Here is a 17117-nt window from a genome sequence, read left to right on the forward strand (position 1 = left end):
ATGTCGGGCGTCGCCGGCTGGAAGGCTGTCGACCCGAAATGGTCGGCGGTCGATGGGCTGGTCGAGGACGTCCTTCTCGAAGACGACGCCGAGCTTGCCGCGTGCATTGCGCGCAGCAAGGAAGCCGGCTTACCCGATATTGCCGTCAGTCCTGCGCAGGGTCGTTTCCTGCAGATGCTGGTCGAGCTTACGGGTGCCACGCGCGTGCTCGAGATCGGGACGCTGGGTGGTTACTCGACGCTCCATCTGGCGCGCGGAGTGGGTGAGGGAGGTAGCGTCGTGACGCTCGAGGCACGCAAGACCTACGCCGCGGTCGCCCAGGCCAATTTCGATGCGAGCGCGGCCGGCGGGCGCGTCGAGATGCAGATCGGCGCAGCGCTCAAATCGCTCGCGAAGCTGGAAGGCCCGTTCGACCTGACCTTCATCGACGCCGACAAGCCGAACAACTGCAATTACGTCGATCACGCGCTGCGGCTGTCGCGGCCGGGTGCGCTGATCATCGTCGACAACGTCGTGCGCGAGGGCAACATTCTCGATCCGGCCGAGGACGACGAATCCGCCAAGGGTACGCGCGCGCTCTACCATTACGTCGCAGCCGAACCCCGGCTCGAGGCGACCGTCCTCCAGACCGTCGGCGAGAAAGGTTGGGACGGCATGATGTTCCTCAAGGTGACAGACTGATGCATCTCTCCCACGCACCCGATGCTCCAGCCGGAGACGAGATAAGCTTCGACGATTTCCTGAAGGTGGATATCCGCATCGGGACCATCGTCGCCGCCGAGGAGTTTCCCGAGGCGCGAAAACCGAGCTTCCGGCTGCGCATCGATTTCGGCCCCGCGATCGGCGAGAAGAAAAGCTGCGCGCAGATCGCGGTGAACTACGTCTGCGACGAATTGGTCGGCAGGCAGGTCGCAGCCGTAGTCAATTTCCCGCCACGCCAGATCGGCCCGGCCATGTCCGAAGTCCTGACACTCGGTTTTGCCGACGAACAGGGTGAAGTCGTGCTCTTCGCGCCGGACGTCAAAGTACCCAACGGCTCGCGACTTTTTTGAGCTGCGGAAGAGACGTGGACCAAATCAGAGTCCAGCTTTGAGACGCACGCAATATTTGATATAGCTCAAGCAGCTCGTTGATATATTATTGTTCGACGTATCGTGAACTGGCTCGGGGATTCCCATGGGGCACAAGGGTGTAGGCTACTTCAACGCGAAGGGGCATTTCTTCAAGACGCCTGAAGAGGCGACCATGAGCGACCTCTCCTCCCTGCTCGGCAAGATCGGGGATGGCGACGGGGAAAGCCTGGCGCCGGGTATCGCCTATCTCATTCTCGAAAAGCGCGCGGAGATCGAAGCCATCTTCGCCGAACACGACGAAATGCTGGCCGAACATGCAGAGCGGGTTGCCGACGCGGAAGACAACGTCACCCCGATCGATCGCGCCAAAGGCGAGAAGTAGCGCAGGCCGGTCTCACTACCGCACTCGTCAATCGTCGATCAGCGCTACCGCACGAATCCAGCCTGCACTGGCCCGCTCGATCTTCACGGGGAAACAGCTGAAGGTGAAGCCGTGGCTTGGCAAGGATCCGAGATTGGTCAGCTTCTCGATCTGGTAATAGGGCCGGATGCGGCCGGCCTTGTGACCTTCCCAGATGATCGAGGGATCGCGCTTTTCGGCCCAGCGTTTCGCCGTATGGCTGAACGGCGCGTCCCAGCTCCACGCATCGGTGCCGACGACTTCGACACCGCGCTCGGTCAGGTAAAGCGTTGCCTCCGCGCCTAGCCCGACACCCTGGTCGGTGAAGTTGTCCGTCCCGTAGACGGCGCCGGACTGCACCAGAACAATGTCGAGCGGCTGGAGCTCGTAGCCGATCTTGTCGAGCGCTGCCTCGACCTCGTCCGCGCTCACCACATGGCCGTGCGGCAGGTGGCTGAAATCGAGCTTCACGCCCGGCCTGAAGAACCGGTCGAGCGGTGCCTCGTCGATCGACGGGGCGGGGCTGTCTCCTGCATCGGTCGTGGAATGGTAATGCCAGGGCGCATCCATATGGGTGCCGTTGTGAGTGGACAGCTCCAGCATCTCGACCGCCCAGCCTTCGCCATCCGGCAGGTCGTCCTTTTCGAGCCCGGGGAAGAACATGGCGATCTGCTGCCAGGTGTCCTCATGCGTCATGTACTGGATTTTCGGACGCATCACTTCGGGATCCGAAATGACGTCGTTGGTGATCGGGATCGAGAGGTCGACGAAGCGTGTCATGCTGCGCAGCATTGTGCGCAGCAATCGCCCTGTCAATCACCGGCCCGGACCCTTCTGACGGGTCGCACGTTGCTACACCATGTTCTTCAGCAATTGGCCCGACACCCTCAACATCTTTCTCACAGCGCTCACGGCTTATGTCGCAGTGGTGATCGTCCTGCGGTTTGCGGGCAAGCGCTCGCTATCGAAGATGAATGCCTTCGACCTGGTGGTAACGGTGGCGCTCGGCTCGATCCTCGCATCGGTGATCGTCACCAAGTCGCTGCCGGTATCGGACGGCGTCGTGGCCTTCGCGAGCCTTTGTGCCCTGCAGCTGCTCGTAACCTGGCTTTCCAACAAGTCGGAGACGATTGCGAAGGCTGTCCGTTCGGAGCCGAAGCTGCTGCTGCGCGACGGCGAGTTTCAGGACGAGGCGCTCGCAAACGAACGCGTCACGCGCGACGAGGTGGAAGCTGCGATCCGCAAGGACGGGCATGGCCGGGTCGAGGAGATCACCGCGGTCGTGCTGGAATCCGACGGTTCGATGAGCGTGATCGTCGAGGGAAAGTCGGACGATTGCACCGCGCTGCGCAGTGTCCTCAAGCCGGGCGAGACAAGCCTCTAGTGAGCCTGTAGCTGCTCGTCGAGAAACGCGGCGACATCATCCAGCACCACATCGCGATCGAGATATGCTGCGCCGATCCCGCGCAGAAGGAGGAAGGGGAGGGTGCCGCCTTCCATCTTCTTGTCGTGCATCATGTGAGCGGTCAGCGTCTGGCCCGAACAGTCGAGGCCGAGTGCCGAAATCTCGCTAGGCAAGCCCGCCGATGACACTGCTTCACCGACCTGCTGCGCTTCGTCCTCCGGCATAAAGCCGCGCCTCGCGGAAAAGCGGGCGGCGAGAACCATGCCGAGCGCAACGCCTTCGCCATGAAGCAAGCGATCGGAGAAACCGGTTTCGGCTTCGAGCGCATGGCCGAATGTATGGCCCAGATTCAGGAGAGCGCGCACGCCCGATGTCTCGCGCTCGTCTTCGGCGACGATCCTTGCCTTCGCGGCGACACTGGTGGCGACCGCGTGCGACAGCGCATCGGGTTCGCGCGCCAAGACTTTCGGGCCGTCTGCCGCAAGCCAGTCGAAGAATTCCCTGTCGCCGAGCACGCCGTATTTGAGCACCTCCGCATAGCCGGCGCGCATTTCGCGGTCGGGAAGGGTGCCCAGCGTGGCGAGGTCCGCGATCACGAGCGAGGGCTGGTGAAACGCTCCGACGAGGTTCTTGCCCGCCGAAGTGTTGATCGCCGTTTTCCCGCCAACCGAGCTATCGACTTGTGCGAGCAGCGTCGTCGGCACCTGGATGAAATTGCAGCCGCGCTTGACGATCGAGCACGCAAATCCGGTCAAATCGCCCACGACGCCGCCACCGAAGGCGATGACATGGTCCCTGCGCTCGATGCCGAGCGCGAGCATCCAGTCGACCAGCGCTTCGAGCATCGACCAGCCTTTCGAGGATTCTCCCGGCGTGACCTCGAACAGCTCGATCGTCATGCCCGCATCGTTCAGCGCGCGCTCCAGCGGCTCGCCGGCATTGGCCCAGGCAACCGTGTCGGCCACGATCGGTACGCGCTCGCCCCGCAGCCGATCGCCGGCTAGCGCGATGAAATCGGAGAGTAGCCCCGTGCCGACATGCACCTCGTAGCTTCGGCCCGAAAGCTCAACCGGAATTACAGCCATCTGTCGATCGCCTCGAGAATTGCCATTGCAGTATTGTTGTGCGGGCCGTTTTCGCTTTGCACGCGGATTTGCGCCTCGCTGTAGGCCGGTTCGCGCTGATCGCGAAGGCGGGTGAGGATCTTATGTGGATCGCCGTCGCGCAGCAGCGGGCGCGTATCGCGGCGACCGGTTCGCTCGACCAGCGTTTCGACGCTGCAATCGATCCACACGGCGATGGCCTTTTCGAGGATGAGCGCACGCGTTTCGTCATTGACGAAAGCCCCGCCACCGGTGGCGATCACCCCGTCGCGTTCCCCCATCAGGCGGGCGATGACTCGACGCTCGCCATCGCGGAAATATTCCTCGCCATAGGTCTCGAAGATTTCCGGGATGGACTGCTGTGCGGCGCGTTCGATCTCCTCGTCCGCATCGACGAAATCGCTGCCGAGCAGGGCCGCGAGTTTGCGCCCCACGGTGGTCTTTCCCGCACCCATCAGCCCGACAAGCACGATCGGCCGGTCGATCCGCCGCGCGATCGCGCCGATCTCCGCCTCGCCCAGCGTGGCTTTTTCGTCGGTTGGCATCCTGTCCTGCATTGCCGCCCCGCCTATAGATGGGCTAGGCGAGGCGCAACTCACGTTGAATTGGACCGGATAAAGACCACCCATGCCCGGAAACCGCATATCCGGAACGCCTTCCGCAAAACGCATCGCAACGATCGTCGCAATCGGCACCGCGCTGGTCGTGGTCGCGGCATGGATCGATGGCGGCGAGGAACCGCTGCGCGATATTACCCAACCGGTCGAACTGCCGGAGGGCGTGCTGTGAAGCGTATCCTTTTCATCGGCGCTGCGGCGCTGGCCGTATCCTCTGCCTTGGCTTCGGCGACCGAGCAGCCGGAATCGCTCCTGCCACCCGGTTTCGACGATCCGGCACCGGCTCCGTCGCCCGCACCTGCACCGCGTCCGACTGCCAGCCAGCCCGCAACCCCCGCGCAGCCGGCGACACCGGCACCGGGCGTATCGGGCGAGGTCGTCCAGCCGATTCCCGATGCCGGAGCGGAAGGCCCGCTGCCGCCGCTGCCGGCCGGTTTTCCTTCGATCGCCGAACTCGAGGACCTCGAAGGCGATGAACTCGACGAACTGCTCGGCCTGAAGCCGCGCTACGACATTCCGCCTGCCGCCCGTCGCTCGATGGAGCGTGTCGGTGTGATCGCCGCGCAGGAAGGCGGTTTCGCGGTCGGCGCGCTCGACGAGCAGCCCGCATCGATCGTTCGTGCGGCTCTCGGCGGCATGCGCGGGCCGGTCGTGTCGCGCTGGGGGCACATCCTGCTGCGTCGTGCGCTCGCCAGCCGTCTTGAAGCGCCGCAGGGTATGAGCCCGGTCGAGTTTGCCGCGCTGCGAGCTGCGACTTTGACCCGGATCGGCGAATTCGGCGTCGCCCGCAGCCTCGTGCAGGATGTCGACACCGGCAACTGGAACGACGCGCTGACCAATGCGGCGATCGACGCCTATATCGGCACCGGTGACATCACCGGCGCCTGCCCGGTCGTGCAGATCCGCGGCGGCGTTCGCGAGGACCCGCAGTGGCGCATGCTCCAGGGCATTTGCTTCGCTTATGCAGGGCAGGGCGCGCGCTCGAACTCGGTTCTGTCGCGGGTTGCGCCGGATGAAGGCATCGAGCGGATCGATATCCTCCTCGCCCAGCGTTTCGCTGGCGGAGCGAGCTCGTCGGGCAGGGCGGTCAATATCGAATGGGACGATGTCGAAGGCCTGACGCCGTGGCGCTTCGCGCTGGCCTCGGCAGTGGGCGAACCGATTCCGGACGGCCTCCTCTCCGATGCAGGGCCCTATTACCGCCGGGTGTCGGCCACCAACGGCTTCCTGACCCTCGAACAGCGCGCTTCCGGCGCGGATAGTGCAGCGCAGGAAGGCATCCTTTCCTCGCGCGCGATGGTCGACCTCTACAGCCAGATCTACGCGCAAGAAGGCGTCGATGGTGCATCCCGTGCCTCGGCAGCGCGCCTGCGCGATGCATATGTCGCCGACGACCCGGCTGCGCGAGCGGCGGCTATCCGCGACATCTGGGATGCGGGCGGCGCCGATCCGTTCGGTCGCTTCGTGCTGACGGCCTATGCTGCGGCGCGCATCCAGCCGAGTTCGGACCTTAAAGACGACGCCGGCGACCTGATCGCTTCCATGCTCACGGCCGGTCTCGACCGCAATGCGATGCGCTGGGAACCGGTCGTCGCCGACGGCTCGCTCGCCTGGGCGCAGATCGCGCTTGCCCGGCCGGGTGAGGGCGGAGAGGTCAGCGAAGCGCAGATCAGGCAGTTCATCGACGATGACGACAGCGCCGAGGCGCGCAAGTCGCAGTTCCTGCTCGCGGGGCTCGCGGGGCTAGGGCGAGTGAGCCCGTCCGTGCAGTCGGAGCTTGCCACCGATCTTGGAATGTCGCTCACGGCAGGGTCGCGCTGGGCGCAGCTGATCGAGAGTTCGGCCGAGGTGAACAATCCGGTCCTGGTCGCCTATCTCGCCGGTGTCGGGATGCAGGGCAGCAGCTGGGACAAGATGACCCCGCGCCACCTCTATCACATCGTCTCCGCCCTCAACCGGGTCGGTCTTTCGGCGGAAGCGCGGATGATCGCGGCAGAAGCGGTCGCACGCGGCTGAGCGGGCGCGTGGCATGAGCGCGCCGGTCGAAGATTTCCTCGCAATGCTCGCCGCAGAACGCGGTGCTGCCGCCAACACGCTCGCCGCCTATCGCCGCGACCTCGAAGGGGCGGAGGAAGTCGTCGGCGACCTGTCGGCTGCCTCACCTGCCGATCTCTCGCGTCTCGGGAAGGCCTGGGCGGACCTCGCGCCTTCGACGGTCGCACGCAAGTCCTCGGCGCTTCGGCAGTTTTATGGGTTCTGCGTCGATGAAAGGCTGCGCAAGGACGATCCGAGCCACACGCTTCCGCGTCCTCCCGCGCGGCGTCCCTTGCCGAAAATCCTCGGCCATGCAGAGATCGAGCGCCTGTTCGAGCAGGCGGAGGCGGAGGCCCAGTCAGACCGCACCCTGGCCGTCCGCCAGCTTGCATTGCTCGAAATGCTCTACGGTTCGGGCCTGCGGGCGACCGAGCTCGTCTCGTTGCCGATTTCAGCCGTTCCGCGAGATGCGCCGTTCTTGACGGTCATGGGGAAGGGCGGGCAGGCGCGCATGGTGCCCGTCAGCAAGCGGGCGCGGGCGGCGCTCGACCGCTGGGTATCGCTGCGTGACGGGGAATCGCGCTTCCTTTTCCCTTCGCGCAAGTCGCACCTGACGCGCATCCGGCTCTACCAGATACTCAAGGAGCTGGCGGCGCGCGCCGGATTGGCCCCGGAAAAAGTCAGCCCCCACGTCCTGCGCCATGCCTTCGCGACGCATCTGCTGGAGGGCGGGGCCGACCTCAGGGTGCTGCAAACGCTCCTCGGGCACGCCGACATTGCGACCACCCAGATCTATACGCATGTGGATAGCGCGCGGCTCGTGGCGCTGGTGAATGAGCGCCACCCGCTTGCAGAGCGCGGCACATAGGACTAGCGGAGCGTCATGATTTCCTATCTCGAATTCGAGAAGCCGGTTGCGCAGCTCGAGAACCGAATTGCCGAATTGCGCGCCGCAGCCGAGGGCGACGACGTCGATATCTCGAAGGAGCTGCGCCGGCTCGAGCAGAAAAGCGCGGACCTGCTGACCAGCACCTATGCCTCGCTTACTCCGTGGCAGAAGACGCAGGTTGCCCGGCATCCGTCGCGCCCGCACTTCCGCGATTTCGTGGAATATATCTTCGATGACTTCATGCCGCTTGGCGGCGATCGCACCTATGGTAACGACCAGGCGATCCTCGGCGGTTTCGCGCGCCTCAATGGTCGCCGCGTCATGTTGATCGGCCATGAAAAGGGCAACGACACCGAAAGCCGCATCCGGCACAATTTCGGCATGGGCAAGCCGGAGGGCTATCGCAAGGCGATCCGCCTGATGGAACTCGCCGGACGATTCGGCATCCCGGTCGTCACGCTGGTCGATACCTCGGGCGCGTTCCCGGGCGTCGAAGCAGAGGAACGCGGGCAGGCGGAAGCAATTGCACGCGCGACCGAGGCGTGTCTCGCACTTCCCGTCCCGATGGTCGCGACGATCGTCGGCGAGGGTGGCTCGGGCGGCGCAGTCGCGCTTGCCAGCGCAGAGCGGGTACTGATGTTCGAGCACGCGATCTATTCGGTCATTTCGCCCGAAGGCTGCGCCTCGATCCTGTGGCGCACGGCCGAAAAGGCTGCCGACGCAGCCGAAGCGATGAAAGTTACCGCCCAGCACCTGAAAGGGCTGGGCGTAATCGATCGCATCGTGCCGGAACCGGTGGGCGGCGCACATCGCGATCCGCGCGGTGCGGCAGAAACGCTGGGCAAGGTTCTCGGCGAAGAGCTCGATGCTCTCGGCGACCTGTCGAGCGAAGCGCTGCGCGAGATGCGCGAGGAACGCTTCCTCCAGATCGGGGCCTGAGCCTCACTCGCGGAACTTTCCGACCTGCTCGGATGTTAAGCTTCCAAAACGCCGTTCCCATCCGGGGCGCGGCCAATTGGAGGATACCGCGATGAAACCGCTGAAAAAAGCTGCGCTGGCAACGACCGGGTTGGCTGCTCTCACCCTGGCCGGGTGCATGGGCGGGCCGATTCCCGATGCGTCGGCCCCGATTACCGATCAGGAAGCGGCGCAGGGGGCGGAGTTCCACCCGCAACTGCTCCAGGAATTCGGCGGTACCTACCAGGGACCCTCGGCCGCCTATGTCGAGCAGGTCGGCAAGAACATCGCGGTCCAGTCGGGCCTCGGAAATGCGCGCGAGGACTTTACCGTTTCGCTGCTCAACAGCCCGGTAAACAACGCTTTCGCGGTGCCGGGCGGCTATGTTTACACCACGCGCCAGCTTGTCGCGCTGATGGACAACGAGGCCGAACTCGCCGCCGTCCTCGGCCATGAAGTCGGCCACGTCGCCGCGCGGCACTCGCAGCGCAGGCAGCAGGCGGCGCAGCGCAACTCGATCCTCGGCGTGCTCGGTGCGATCGGCAGCTCGATCCTGCTTGGAGACAGCGGTATCGGCGAAACGCTCTCGCGCGGCTTCCTGCAGGGTTCGCAATTGCTGACGCTCAGCTTCTCGCGCAGCCAGGAGCTTGAGGCCGACGAACTCGGGATCGAATATCTCAACCGCGCCGGCTACGATCCGCGCGCAATGGGCACGGTGCTGCAAAGCCTCGCCGCGCAGAACTCGCTCGATGCACAGCTGCAGGGTCGCCAGGACGCGCGCTTGCCGGAATGGGCGTCGACCCACCCCGATCCGCAGAGCCGTGTACAAACCGCGCTCGCCAAGGCCGGTGCCGGCACGGGTACGTTAAACCGCGATACCTTCCTCACGCGAATCGACGGGATTACCTACGGTGACGATCCGGCACAGGGCGTGGTCGAGGGCCAATCCTTCATCCACCCCGAGCTTCGTCTCGCTTTCACCGTCCCGCAGGGCTTTTACATGGTGAACGGCACGCGCGCCGTCTCGATCAACGGACAAAGCGGGAAGGCGCAGTTCAGCCTCGGGCCGTACAACGGCAATCTCGACAGCTATATCCGCTCGGTTTTCCAGGCTTTGGGCGGTCAGCAGCAGACGCTTGCGCCGGCTTCGATCGAGCGTACGACCGTGAACGGCATTCCGGCCGCCTATGGCACTGCGCGCGTCAACAACGGCAGCAGCCAGGTCGATGTCGTCGTGTTCGCCTACGAATTCTCGAACGACCGGGCCTATCACTTCGCAACGATCAGCCAGGCCGGCCGCTCGGGCACGTTTTCGCCGATGTTCAATTCGATGCGCCGCATCTCACAGGCCGAGGCCAGCGCGATCATTCCGCGCCGAATCGACATTGTGACCGTTCGTTCGGGCGACACGATCCAGTCGCTTGCTAACCGGATGGCTTATGACAGCGGCAAGGTGGAGCGCTTCCGCGTTCTCAACTCGCTCGGCACGGGCGATTCGCTGACCCCGGGCCAGAAGGTGAAGATCGTCGTCCGGGGGAGCTGATCCCCCGCGCGAATTTCATTCAGGCAAAACAAAAGGCGGCGGGATTGCTCCCGCCGCCTTCCGTATGCGTTTGATCGAACGTCTATTAGACGGTGTTCGATTCACCCATCTTCGTCGAAACGGTCGAGAAGGTGGTCTTGAGTTCACCGCCGAGGCCCTGCATCGCGGTGATGGCAGCAACAGCGATCAGTGCAGCGATCAGGCCGTATTCGATAGCGGTTGCACCCTGTTCGTCACGGACGAGATTCTTGAAGAAGGTCATTTTCAGTCTCCTAGTTGGTCTTCGTTACCCGCTCTTCCCCTGGTCAGATCGAGAAGAGTGAATGTCGGGATAGAATGGAGAAATTGACAAAAACCTAAGCGAGCATGCCTAAGATTTATTGAACGGCTCCCATTCCCTCCTGCACCTTGTTCGACACCGTGCCCCACAGACCGGTATTTTCGTCGGCTACTGCCTCGAAAGCACCGATCGAAGCGATGACGATCAATGATGCAATCAGCCCGTACTCGATGGCCGTACCGCCCTGCGTGTCGCGAGCGAGCTGCTTAAGCAGAAGCGGCATTTTCATCGGTTCACCCCATCAATTCTTGACTGACGATGTGGCTTATCGATCCAACCAGTTAAGAAAGGGTTGAGAGGAACTGCGCAGATGGAAAATATCCCGACATGGATGCTGGTCGTTGCCGGACTGCTGGAGGATGCAGAGGGCCGCTGGCTCATGCACCAGCGGCCTGAGGGCAAGCATCATGCGGGCCTTTGGGAATTTCCCGGGGGGAAGGTCGAACCCGGTGAGTTTCCGCCGTTTTCGCTGGTTCGCGAGCTGGAAGAGGAGCTGGGAATCGCAATCGATCCGGCTCATTTGCATCCGCTCGCTTTCGTCCAGGATCAGCCGGGATCGAGCGATAGGCCGATTGTCATACTGCTTTACAAAGCGACGTCCTGGGACGGTGAGCCGGCAGCCTTGGAGGGCGGGGCGGTCGGCTGGTTCGAACCCTCTAAAGCGGGGATGCTACCTATGCCACCACTCGATCAGGCCCTGACTGCGCAGCTTGAAAAAACTTTCGCGCGATAGGGCTTGCCAAGCCCGGAATGCCCGCCTAGATGGCGCCCTCCAAGCGCGCCAGTAGCTCAGCTGGATAGAGTACCTGACTACGAATCAGGCGGTCGGAGGTTCGAATCCTTCCTGGCGCGCCAAATGAGGCCATCCCGACAGGGGTGGCCTCTTTTGGTTTGGGCTGCTGTTTTTTCAGTCCCAGTCCGCCTCGTCTTCGAGAGCGTGCATCTCCTCGTCCGAAAAGCCAAAATGATGACCCGCCTCGTGGATCACGACGTGGCGAATCAGGGCATCGAACTCGACCCCGGTTTCGCGCCATTCTCGGATCAGGGGTTGGCGGAAGAGCGAGATGACCGGGGGCAGGTCGCCCGAATCCCAGCTCGACTGTTCGTTGATCGGCCTGCCTTCATAAAGGCCGGTCAGGTGCCAGCGGCTGGCAATGCCGACAGCCTGCAATTGCTCCAGCGTGGCAAATTCGCGGATCTGCAGGACGACATCTTCGAGATGCACGCGAAAGGCGCCAGGCAGGGTTTCGATAGTGTCGCGCGCAATGCGCTCCATGTCCTGCGTGGTCGGTGTCTGGCGTAGGAAACGCAGCATTGCGCGAATATGGGGCCGTGCCGCGGGCCTTCCAAGCTTTTCCGTTGGAACTCCAAACCGCTCATTCGGTTGAGAGGGAAAGACCTCACATTCCAAGGAGCCCCCACATGGCACAGGCCGAAGCTATCTTTGCCCGTTTGAAGGAAGATCACGACACGCACCGTGAGCTTCTCGACAAGATTTCCGAAACGCATGGCGACAGCGATGAACGCAATCGTCTCTTCACCGAGCTGACCAAGGAACTGAAGAGCCACGCTGCGGCGGAAGAGCAGGCGCTCTATTCGACCATGCTCCGCAAGCCCGACACGACCGACGAGACGCGTCACTCGGTGGCCGAGCATCACGAGATCGACGAGATGCTCAACGACCTCGCGGCGACCGACATGTCGTCGGGCGCTTGGCTGCAGAAGTTCAAGGACTTCGAGCACCGCTACCGTCATCACATCGAAGAGGAAGAGGAAGACCACTTCCCCGACTTCGCCGAGCACCTCACCGACGAAGACGAGCAGCACATGAAGAAGGTGTTCGAGCGCCGGAAGGAAGAGGAAAAGGAAGAGGCCGAGGTCACTCCCGAAAAGATGGAAGACGCCAAGGAGTAGCCTGATGCGGAGGGGGCACGCATGAGCGCAATCGACAACAAGGACACCGGGTTCGACGATTCGTCGGTCGAGCCCGGTGTCTGGCGTTTTGCCAAGGCCAGGCGGGCGACGGTCATCGTCGATGCCGAGAATTATTTTCGCAACATGCAGCAGGCGATGCTGCAGGCGAAGAAGCGCATTCTTCTGATCGGGTGGGATTTCGACACCCGCATCCACCTCGACAAGGGGAGGCGCTGGTGGCAGCGCGGCCGTTCGAAGGAATACCCGGCGCGGCTCGGCAGCTTCATCCTATGGCTCAACCGGCATCGGCCCGAGCTTGAAATCCGTATTCTCAAATGGAGCTACGGGTTTCTCAAGTTCTTCACCCGCGGGTCGATGACGCTCGATCTGATGCGCTGGGCACCGCGGCGCCGGATCGACTTCAAGTTCGATACGGCACATCCGGTCGCTTGCAGCCATCACCAGAAAATCGTGGTAATCGACGACCATGTCGCGGTCTGCGGCGGGATCGACATGACGACCCACCGCTGGGACACGCGCGAACACAAGGAAGACGATCCGCGCCGCAAGCGGCCTCGCGGCAGCTATTACGACCCGTGGCACGACGCGACGATGATGGTCGAGGGCGAGGTCGCCTCCGCGCTCGGCGAACTCGGTCGCGATCGCTGGGAACGCGCCGGCGGCAAGCCTCTGACACCGGTCGGCGAAGTCGAGGGCTCCGCATGGCCCGAAGATCTCGAAGCGCAGTTCGAGGACGTCGAAATCGGCATCGCGCGCACACGGGCGAAATACAAGGAGGCTCCGCAAATCTGCGAAATCGCGGATCTCTTCGTGAAGCAGATCAGCGAAGCGAAGGAATATATCTACGCGGAGAGCCAGTATTTCGCTTCCCGCAAGATCGCCGATGCAATCTGCAAGCGAATGTCCGAGCCGAATCCGCCCGAGGTTCTGATCGTCCACCCCAAGAATGCGGAAGGCTGGCTGGAACAGCAGGCGATGGACAATGCGCGAGCGCAGCTGGTCAAGGCCATCGGCGAGGTCGATCCGCACGGCCAGTTCAATCTCTACGTGCCCTACACTGGCGAGACGCCGATCTACGTCCATGCGAAGATCATGATCATCGACGATCGCATCATGCGCATCGGCTCGGCCAATATGAACAATCGTTCGATGGGCCTCGACAGCGAATGCGACATGTTCATCGACGCCAGCCGTCCCGGGAACGAGCATGCCAAAACGCCTATCGCCCGCTTGCGTCACGACTTGCTGGCAGAGCACTGCGGTCTCGATCCCGAAGAAGTGCCGGGGCTTCTCTCGCGCTATGGGTCGATGCACCGCATGATCCAGCAGATCGGGACCGACCGTTCGCGGACCCTTCGCCGTTTCGATCTCGAAGACACCAATGCCGTCCAGGAGAACCTTGCAGAATCCGAACTTCTCGACCCAGAACATCCCGACGATATGTTCGAGCCCTTTGCGGACGGCGGACTTTTCCCTAGGGACACCAGCCTGCGTCGCGCCAAGAAGAAGATTAAGGAAAAGGTCACATGAGCAGCCTGGTCGGTCCCGACGAAGACGATCCGCGCGGGAAGCCTCCGGTTCCGGAAAACGTGCAGGACGCGATCCGCACGCTCATCGAATGGGCGGGGGACGATCCTTCACGCGAAGGCCTCGTCGATACGCCCAAGCGCGTCGCTCGCGCGTGGAAGGAATATTGCGTCGGCTACACCGAGGATCCGGCAGTTCACCTGAGTCGCGTATTCGAGGAAGTGGGCGGCTACGACGAGATCGTCCTGCTCAAGGACATTCCGTTCCAGAGCCACTGCGAACACCACATGGCTCCGATCATCGGCAAGGCCGCGATCGCCTACCTGCCGCGCAACCGGGTTGTAGGCATCTCGAAACTCGCCCGCGTGCTCCACGGCTATGCGAGGCGGCTCCAGATCCAGGAGCGCCTCACGGCCGAAGTTGCGCAGTGCATCTGGGATCACCTCGATCCGAAGGGCGTGGCGGTGGTGATCGACGCCTCGCACGCATGCATGACCGCACGCGGCGTCCGTACGCCGGGCGTTTCGATGGTCACCTCGCAGATGATGGGGACATTCCTGAAGGACCAGCGCAGCCGCAAGGAAGTGCTGAGCCTGATGGGCTACTGAGCCCTAGCGTTCGCCGAGCAGCTTCCTGAGCCATTCGGGCTTCGCCGGCTTCGGCGCGGTGTGGCCCGACACGCGGAAGAGGAAATTCGCCAACAGGACCGCCTGGTCCTTGTCGAGATAGTAGTGATACTCCTCGATATCGTCGGGCGATTTCGGGGTGGAGCGGGTGCTCTGCATCCGCAGTCTCAGGCGCGAGCCAAGGTCGTCGGTTGCCCAGCCAACCAGCACGCCGTAGGGCGTTTCGGCCGGTTCCTCTTTCTTGGGAGCGGCTTTCTTGCGCGTCGCGGTCTTGCGCTTCTTGGCAGGCGTCGAAGTCGCCGCCTTCTTGCGCGTCGTCTTAGCCTTGGTCGTGGTCTTGCGCGTTGTCGCCATCACCGCAGGATTAGCCAATCGCGGCTAACGGGCAAAGTCCGCCTCTGGACTTGTCCCGAATGAAGAAAGGGCGCCGCAACTGCGACGCCCCCCAATTCTTCAGAGCTGGCCGAGCATGTGCTCCGCGCTCGAGACCGAGAAATCTCCCGGTGCCTCGACGTTGAGTTCCTTCACCACGCCATCTTCGACGATCATCGAGTAGCGCTGGCCGCGCTTGCCCATGCCGAAGCCCGAACCGTCCATGGTGAGGCCGACGGCCTCCGCGAAATCGCCATTGCCGTCCGCGAGCATGGTGACCGCATCGGCATCGTTGGCCGATTTCCACGCGCCCATGACGAAGGCATCGTTGACCGCCGTACAGGCGATCTCGTCGACGCCCTTCGACTTCAGTTCGTCGGCCTTTTCGACATAGCCGGGCAGGTGGCGCGCCGAGCAGGTCGGGGTGAAGGCACCCGGAACCGAGAACAGGGCAACCGTGCGGCCCTTGAAGTAATCGCTCGACTGCACCTGTTCAGGGCCTTCGGGCGTCGCCTTGACCAGCTTTACGTCTGGAAGCTTGTCGCCAACCGAAATTGCCATCGTGTAATTTCCTTTCGTGATCCCGTCCGTCTGCGCCCGATATAGGCGTGTGGCCGGACACGGCAACAACAAGACATATAAAGATCGCTTTATATTTGCCTCGGGGCGGGGCGCTCGCTACATGCGCTGGCAATCTCGCGGCACCCTGCGCGGTGCCGAATTCCTTGCCGAAATCAGGAGAAAATCCGTGGCAGACGCCAAGCAGGACTACATCATCAAGGATATCTCGCTCGCCCAGTACGGCCGTGACGAGATTTCGATCGCAGAAACCGAAATGCCGGGCCTGATGGCGCTGCGCGAGGAATATGGCGCTGCACAGCCGCTCAAGGGCGCGCGCATCACCGGCTCGCTGCACATGACGATCCAGACCGCAGTCCTGATCGAAACGCTCGTTGCACTCGGCGCGGAAGTGCGCTGGGCGACCTGCAACATCTTCTCGACGCAGGATCACGCCGCGGCCGCCATCGCCGACCAGGGCATCCCGGTTTTCGCGATCAAGGGCGAGAGCCTTGCGGATTACTGGGATTATGTCGGCCGTATCTTCGACTGGTCGAGCGAGGCCGATCCGGATCTTACCGCCAACATGATCCTCGACGACGGCGGCGATGCCACCATGTTCGCGCTGTGGGGTGCACGCCTCGAAGCGGGCGAGACCATGCCCGAGCCGCAGAATGCCGAGGAAATCGAAATGCAGCGCGCGCTCAAGGCGTTCATCGCCAAGAAGCCGGGCTACCTCACCAAGTCGGTCGAGGCCATCAAGGGTGTCTCGGAAGAGACCACCACGGGCGTCATGCGCCTCTACCAGATCTCGAAGCAGGGCAAGCTCCCGTTCCCGGCGATCAACGTCAACGACAGCGTGACCAAGTCGAAGTTCGACAACCTCTACGGCTGCAAGGAATCGCTGGTCGACGCGATCCGCCGTGCGACCGATGTCATGCTGGCCGGCAAGGTCGCCTGCGTCGCCGGCTATGGCGACGTCGGCAAGGGCTCGGCCGCTTCGCTGCGTGACGGCGGCGCCCGCGTCATGGTCACCGAAATCGATCCGATCTGCGCGCTGCAGGCCGCAATGGACGGCTATGAAGTCGTGACGATGGAAGAGGCCGTGAAGCGCGCCGACATTTTCGTCACCGCGACCGGCAACGAGGACGTCATCACCGCCGAACACATGAAGGCGATGAAGAACATGGCCATCGTGTGCAACATCGGCCACTTCGATAGCGAGATCCAGATTTCCGCGCTCGACAATTACGACTGGAAGGAAATTAAGGAAGGCACCGACCTCGTCACCTTCCCGGACGGCAAGTCGATCCTCATCCTTGCGAAGGGCCGCCTCGTGAACCTCGGCTGCGCTACCGGCCACCCGAGCTTCGTGATGAGCTCCAGCTTCACCAACCAGACGCTGGCCCAGATCGAGCTGTTCACCAAGTCGGACGAATACGACAACGACGTCTACGTCCTTCCGAAGCACCTCGACGAGAAGGTCGCCGCGCTGCACCTCGACAAGCTCGGCGTGATGCTGACGCAGCTCAGCCAGAAGCAGGCCGACTACATCGGCGTGCCCAAGGAAGGCCCGTTCAAGCCGGATCACTACCGCTACTGATCCGCGAGCCAATTCATGCGAAGCGCCGTATCCGTGAAGACGGGTGCGGCGCTTCGTCGTTTTGCCTGCGATTTAAGTGGCATTCTTTGTTCGATGGCGTTGCATCCGGTGCGGCGCGCGCATAGCTGACAGTTG

Annotated in this window: 22 protein-coding genes and 1 tRNA gene; 15 read left to right on the forward strand and 8 right to left on the reverse strand. The window is 62.9% G+C overall.

Annotation, left to right across the window (positions count from 1 at the left end; genetic code table 11):
* From EO245_RS07825 to EO245_RS07835, 3 genes are all read left to right on the forward strand, one after another.
* Positions 1-681: an O-methyltransferase gene (locus tag EO245_RS07825; protein WP_128892398.1), complete on the forward strand. Its 681-nt coding sequence runs from the start codon at positions 1-3 to the stop codon at positions 679-681.
* A complete protein-coding gene (locus EO245_RS07830) occupies positions 681-1052 on the forward strand; it encodes a tRNA-binding protein (RefSeq protein ID WP_128892399.1) in 372 nt (123 codons plus the stop codon). The genes EO245_RS07825 and EO245_RS07830 overlap by 1 nt, the downstream gene beginning before the upstream one ends.
* A gap of 124 nt (positions 1053-1176) precedes the next feature.
* Positions 1177-1455, forward strand: a complete 279-nt coding sequence (locus tag EO245_RS07835; RefSeq protein WP_128892400.1) for a hypothetical protein — start codon at positions 1177-1179, stop codon at positions 1453-1455.
* Between the two features lie 27 nt (positions 1456-1482).
* Here EO245_RS07835 and EO245_RS07840 read toward each other — a convergent pair whose 3' ends face one another.
* Positions 1483-2253 (reverse strand): cyclase family protein, encoded by a 771-nt coding sequence (locus EO245_RS07840; protein WP_128892401.1) that lies wholly within the window; start codon positions 2251-2253, stop codon positions 1483-1485.
* Between the two features lie 79 nt (positions 2254-2332).
* Here EO245_RS07840 and EO245_RS07845 point away from each other — a divergent pair, with 79 nt between their 5' ends.
* Entirely contained in the window at positions 2333-2857 is a 525-nt protein-coding gene (locus tag EO245_RS07845) for a DUF421 domain-containing protein (protein ID WP_128892402.1), read from the forward strand.
* Here the strand turns inward: EO245_RS07845 and aroB are convergent.
* Both aroB and EO245_RS07855 read right to left on the reverse strand, forming a co-directional pair.
* Positions 2854-3963 carry a 3-dehydroquinate synthase gene (gene aroB / locus EO245_RS07850; protein ID WP_128892403.1) on the reverse strand — a complete coding sequence of 370 codons (1110 nt, stop codon included), beginning with the start codon at positions 3961-3963 and terminating at the stop codon, positions 2854-2856. The two genes, EO245_RS07845 and aroB, sit on opposite strands and share 4 nt — an antisense overlap.
* Positions 3954-4526, reverse strand: coding sequence for a shikimate kinase (locus EO245_RS07855; protein WP_128892404.1), 573 nt, complete (start codon positions 4524-4526; stop codon positions 3954-3956). Before EO245_RS07855 ends, aroB begins: the two co-directional genes overlap by 10 nt.
* Positions 4527-4608: 82 nt before the next feature.
* Here EO245_RS07855 and EO245_RS13385 point away from each other — a divergent pair, with 82 nt between their 5' ends.
* The 5 genes from EO245_RS13385 to EO245_RS07875 all read left to right on the forward strand — a co-directional run bounded on the left by EO245_RS13385 (position 4609) and on the right by EO245_RS07875 (position 10021).
* Positions 4609-4770, forward strand: coding sequence for a hypothetical protein (locus EO245_RS13385; protein WP_164931283.1), 162 nt, complete (start codon positions 4609-4611; stop codon positions 4768-4770).
* Positions 4767-6614 carry a hypothetical protein gene (locus tag EO245_RS07860; protein WP_128892405.1) on the forward strand — a complete coding sequence of 616 codons (1848 nt, stop codon included), beginning with the start codon at positions 4767-4769 and terminating at the stop codon, positions 6612-6614. Before EO245_RS13385 ends, EO245_RS07860 begins: the two co-directional genes overlap by 4 nt.
* A 13-nt stretch (positions 6615-6627) precedes the next feature.
* A complete protein-coding gene (locus EO245_RS07865; protein WP_128892406.1) occupies positions 6628-7500 on the forward strand; it encodes a tyrosine recombinase in 873 nt (290 codons plus the stop codon).
* A gap of 15 nt (positions 7501-7515) precedes the next feature.
* Positions 7516-8460, forward strand: coding sequence for an acetyl-CoA carboxylase carboxyltransferase subunit alpha (locus EO245_RS07870; protein ID WP_128892407.1), 945 nt, complete (start codon positions 7516-7518; stop codon positions 8458-8460).
* A gap of 91 nt (positions 8461-8551) precedes the next feature.
* The gene (locus EO245_RS07875) at positions 8552-10021 is read left to right on the forward strand and encodes a M48 family metalloprotease (protein WP_128892408.1); all 1470 of its coding nucleotides are present in this window, start codon (positions 8552-8554) and stop codon (positions 10019-10021) included.
* 85 nt (positions 10022-10106) lie between these two features.
* Here the strand turns inward: EO245_RS07875 and EO245_RS07880 are convergent, their stop codons facing one another.
* Both EO245_RS07880 and EO245_RS07885 read right to left on the reverse strand, forming a co-directional pair.
* Positions 10107-10283 (reverse strand): Flp family type IVb pilin, encoded by a 177-nt coding sequence (locus EO245_RS07880; protein ID WP_128892409.1) that lies wholly within the window; start codon positions 10281-10283, stop codon positions 10107-10109.
* 115 nt (positions 10284-10398) lie between these two features.
* Entirely contained in the window at positions 10399-10590 is a 192-nt protein-coding gene (locus EO245_RS07885) for a Flp family type IVb pilin (RefSeq protein ID WP_234026849.1), read from the reverse strand.
* Between the two features lie 81 nt (positions 10591-10671).
* Between EO245_RS07885 and EO245_RS07890 the strand changes: the two genes are divergently transcribed.
* Positions 10672-11094, forward strand: coding sequence for a (deoxy)nucleoside triphosphate pyrophosphohydrolase (locus tag EO245_RS07890; RefSeq protein WP_234026850.1), 423 nt, complete (start codon positions 10672-10674; stop codon positions 11092-11094).
* A 45-nt stretch (positions 11095-11139) separates the two neighbouring features.
* Positions 11140-11216: transfer RNA gene (locus EO245_RS07895), tRNA-Arg, on the forward strand.
* Between the two features lie 52 nt (positions 11217-11268).
* Here the strand turns inward: EO245_RS07895 and EO245_RS07900 are convergent.
* Positions 11269-11676: a metallopeptidase family protein gene (locus EO245_RS07900; RefSeq protein WP_164931284.1), complete on the reverse strand. Its 408-nt coding sequence runs from the start codon at positions 11674-11676 to the stop codon at positions 11269-11271.
* A gap of 107 nt (positions 11677-11783) precedes the next feature.
* On the opposite strand from EO245_RS07900, the gene EO245_RS07905 reads away from it, so the two are divergent.
* Genes EO245_RS07905 through folE form a run of 3 tightly spaced genes read left to right on the forward strand, consistent with a single transcriptional unit; the run spans position 11784 to position 14431 of the window.
* Positions 11784-12275, forward strand: a complete 492-nt coding sequence (locus EO245_RS07905) for a hemerythrin domain-containing protein (RefSeq protein ID WP_128892410.1) — start codon at positions 11784-11786, stop codon at positions 12273-12275.
* Between the two features lie 21 nt (positions 12276-12296).
* Positions 12297-13826, forward strand: coding sequence for a phospholipase D-like domain-containing protein (locus tag EO245_RS07910; RefSeq protein ID WP_128892411.1), 1530 nt, complete (start codon positions 12297-12299; stop codon positions 13824-13826).
* Positions 13823-14431 carry a GTP cyclohydrolase I FolE gene (folE, locus tag EO245_RS07915; protein WP_128892412.1) on the forward strand — a complete coding sequence of 203 codons (609 nt, stop codon included), beginning with the start codon at positions 13823-13825 and terminating at the stop codon, positions 14429-14431. The genes EO245_RS07910 and folE overlap by 4 nt, the downstream gene beginning before the upstream one ends.
* Positions 14432-14434: 3 nt before the next feature.
* Here folE and EO245_RS07920 read toward each other — a convergent pair whose 3' ends face one another.
* Both EO245_RS07920 and EO245_RS07925 read right to left on the reverse strand, forming a co-directional pair.
* A complete protein-coding gene (locus EO245_RS07920; protein ID WP_128892413.1) occupies positions 14435-14803 on the reverse strand; it encodes a hypothetical protein in 369 nt (122 codons plus the stop codon).
* A gap of 99 nt (positions 14804-14902) precedes the next feature.
* Positions 14903-15382 carry a peroxiredoxin gene (locus EO245_RS07925; protein WP_128892414.1) on the reverse strand — a complete coding sequence of 160 codons (480 nt, stop codon included), beginning with the start codon at positions 15380-15382 and terminating at the stop codon, positions 14903-14905.
* A 187-nt stretch (positions 15383-15569) separates the two neighbouring features.
* Here EO245_RS07925 and ahcY point away from each other — a divergent pair, with 187 nt between their 5' ends.
* Complete coding sequence (gene ahcY / locus EO245_RS07930) at positions 15570-16982, forward strand: adenosylhomocysteinase (RefSeq protein WP_234026851.1); 1413 nt, start codon at positions 15570-15572, stop codon at positions 16980-16982.
* Positions 16983-17117: the final 135 nt, after the last annotated feature.

Source organism: Erythrobacter sp. HKB08 (assembly GCF_004114695.1).
Taxonomy (GTDB): Bacteria; Pseudomonadota; Alphaproteobacteria; order Sphingomonadales; family Sphingomonadaceae; genus Parerythrobacter_A.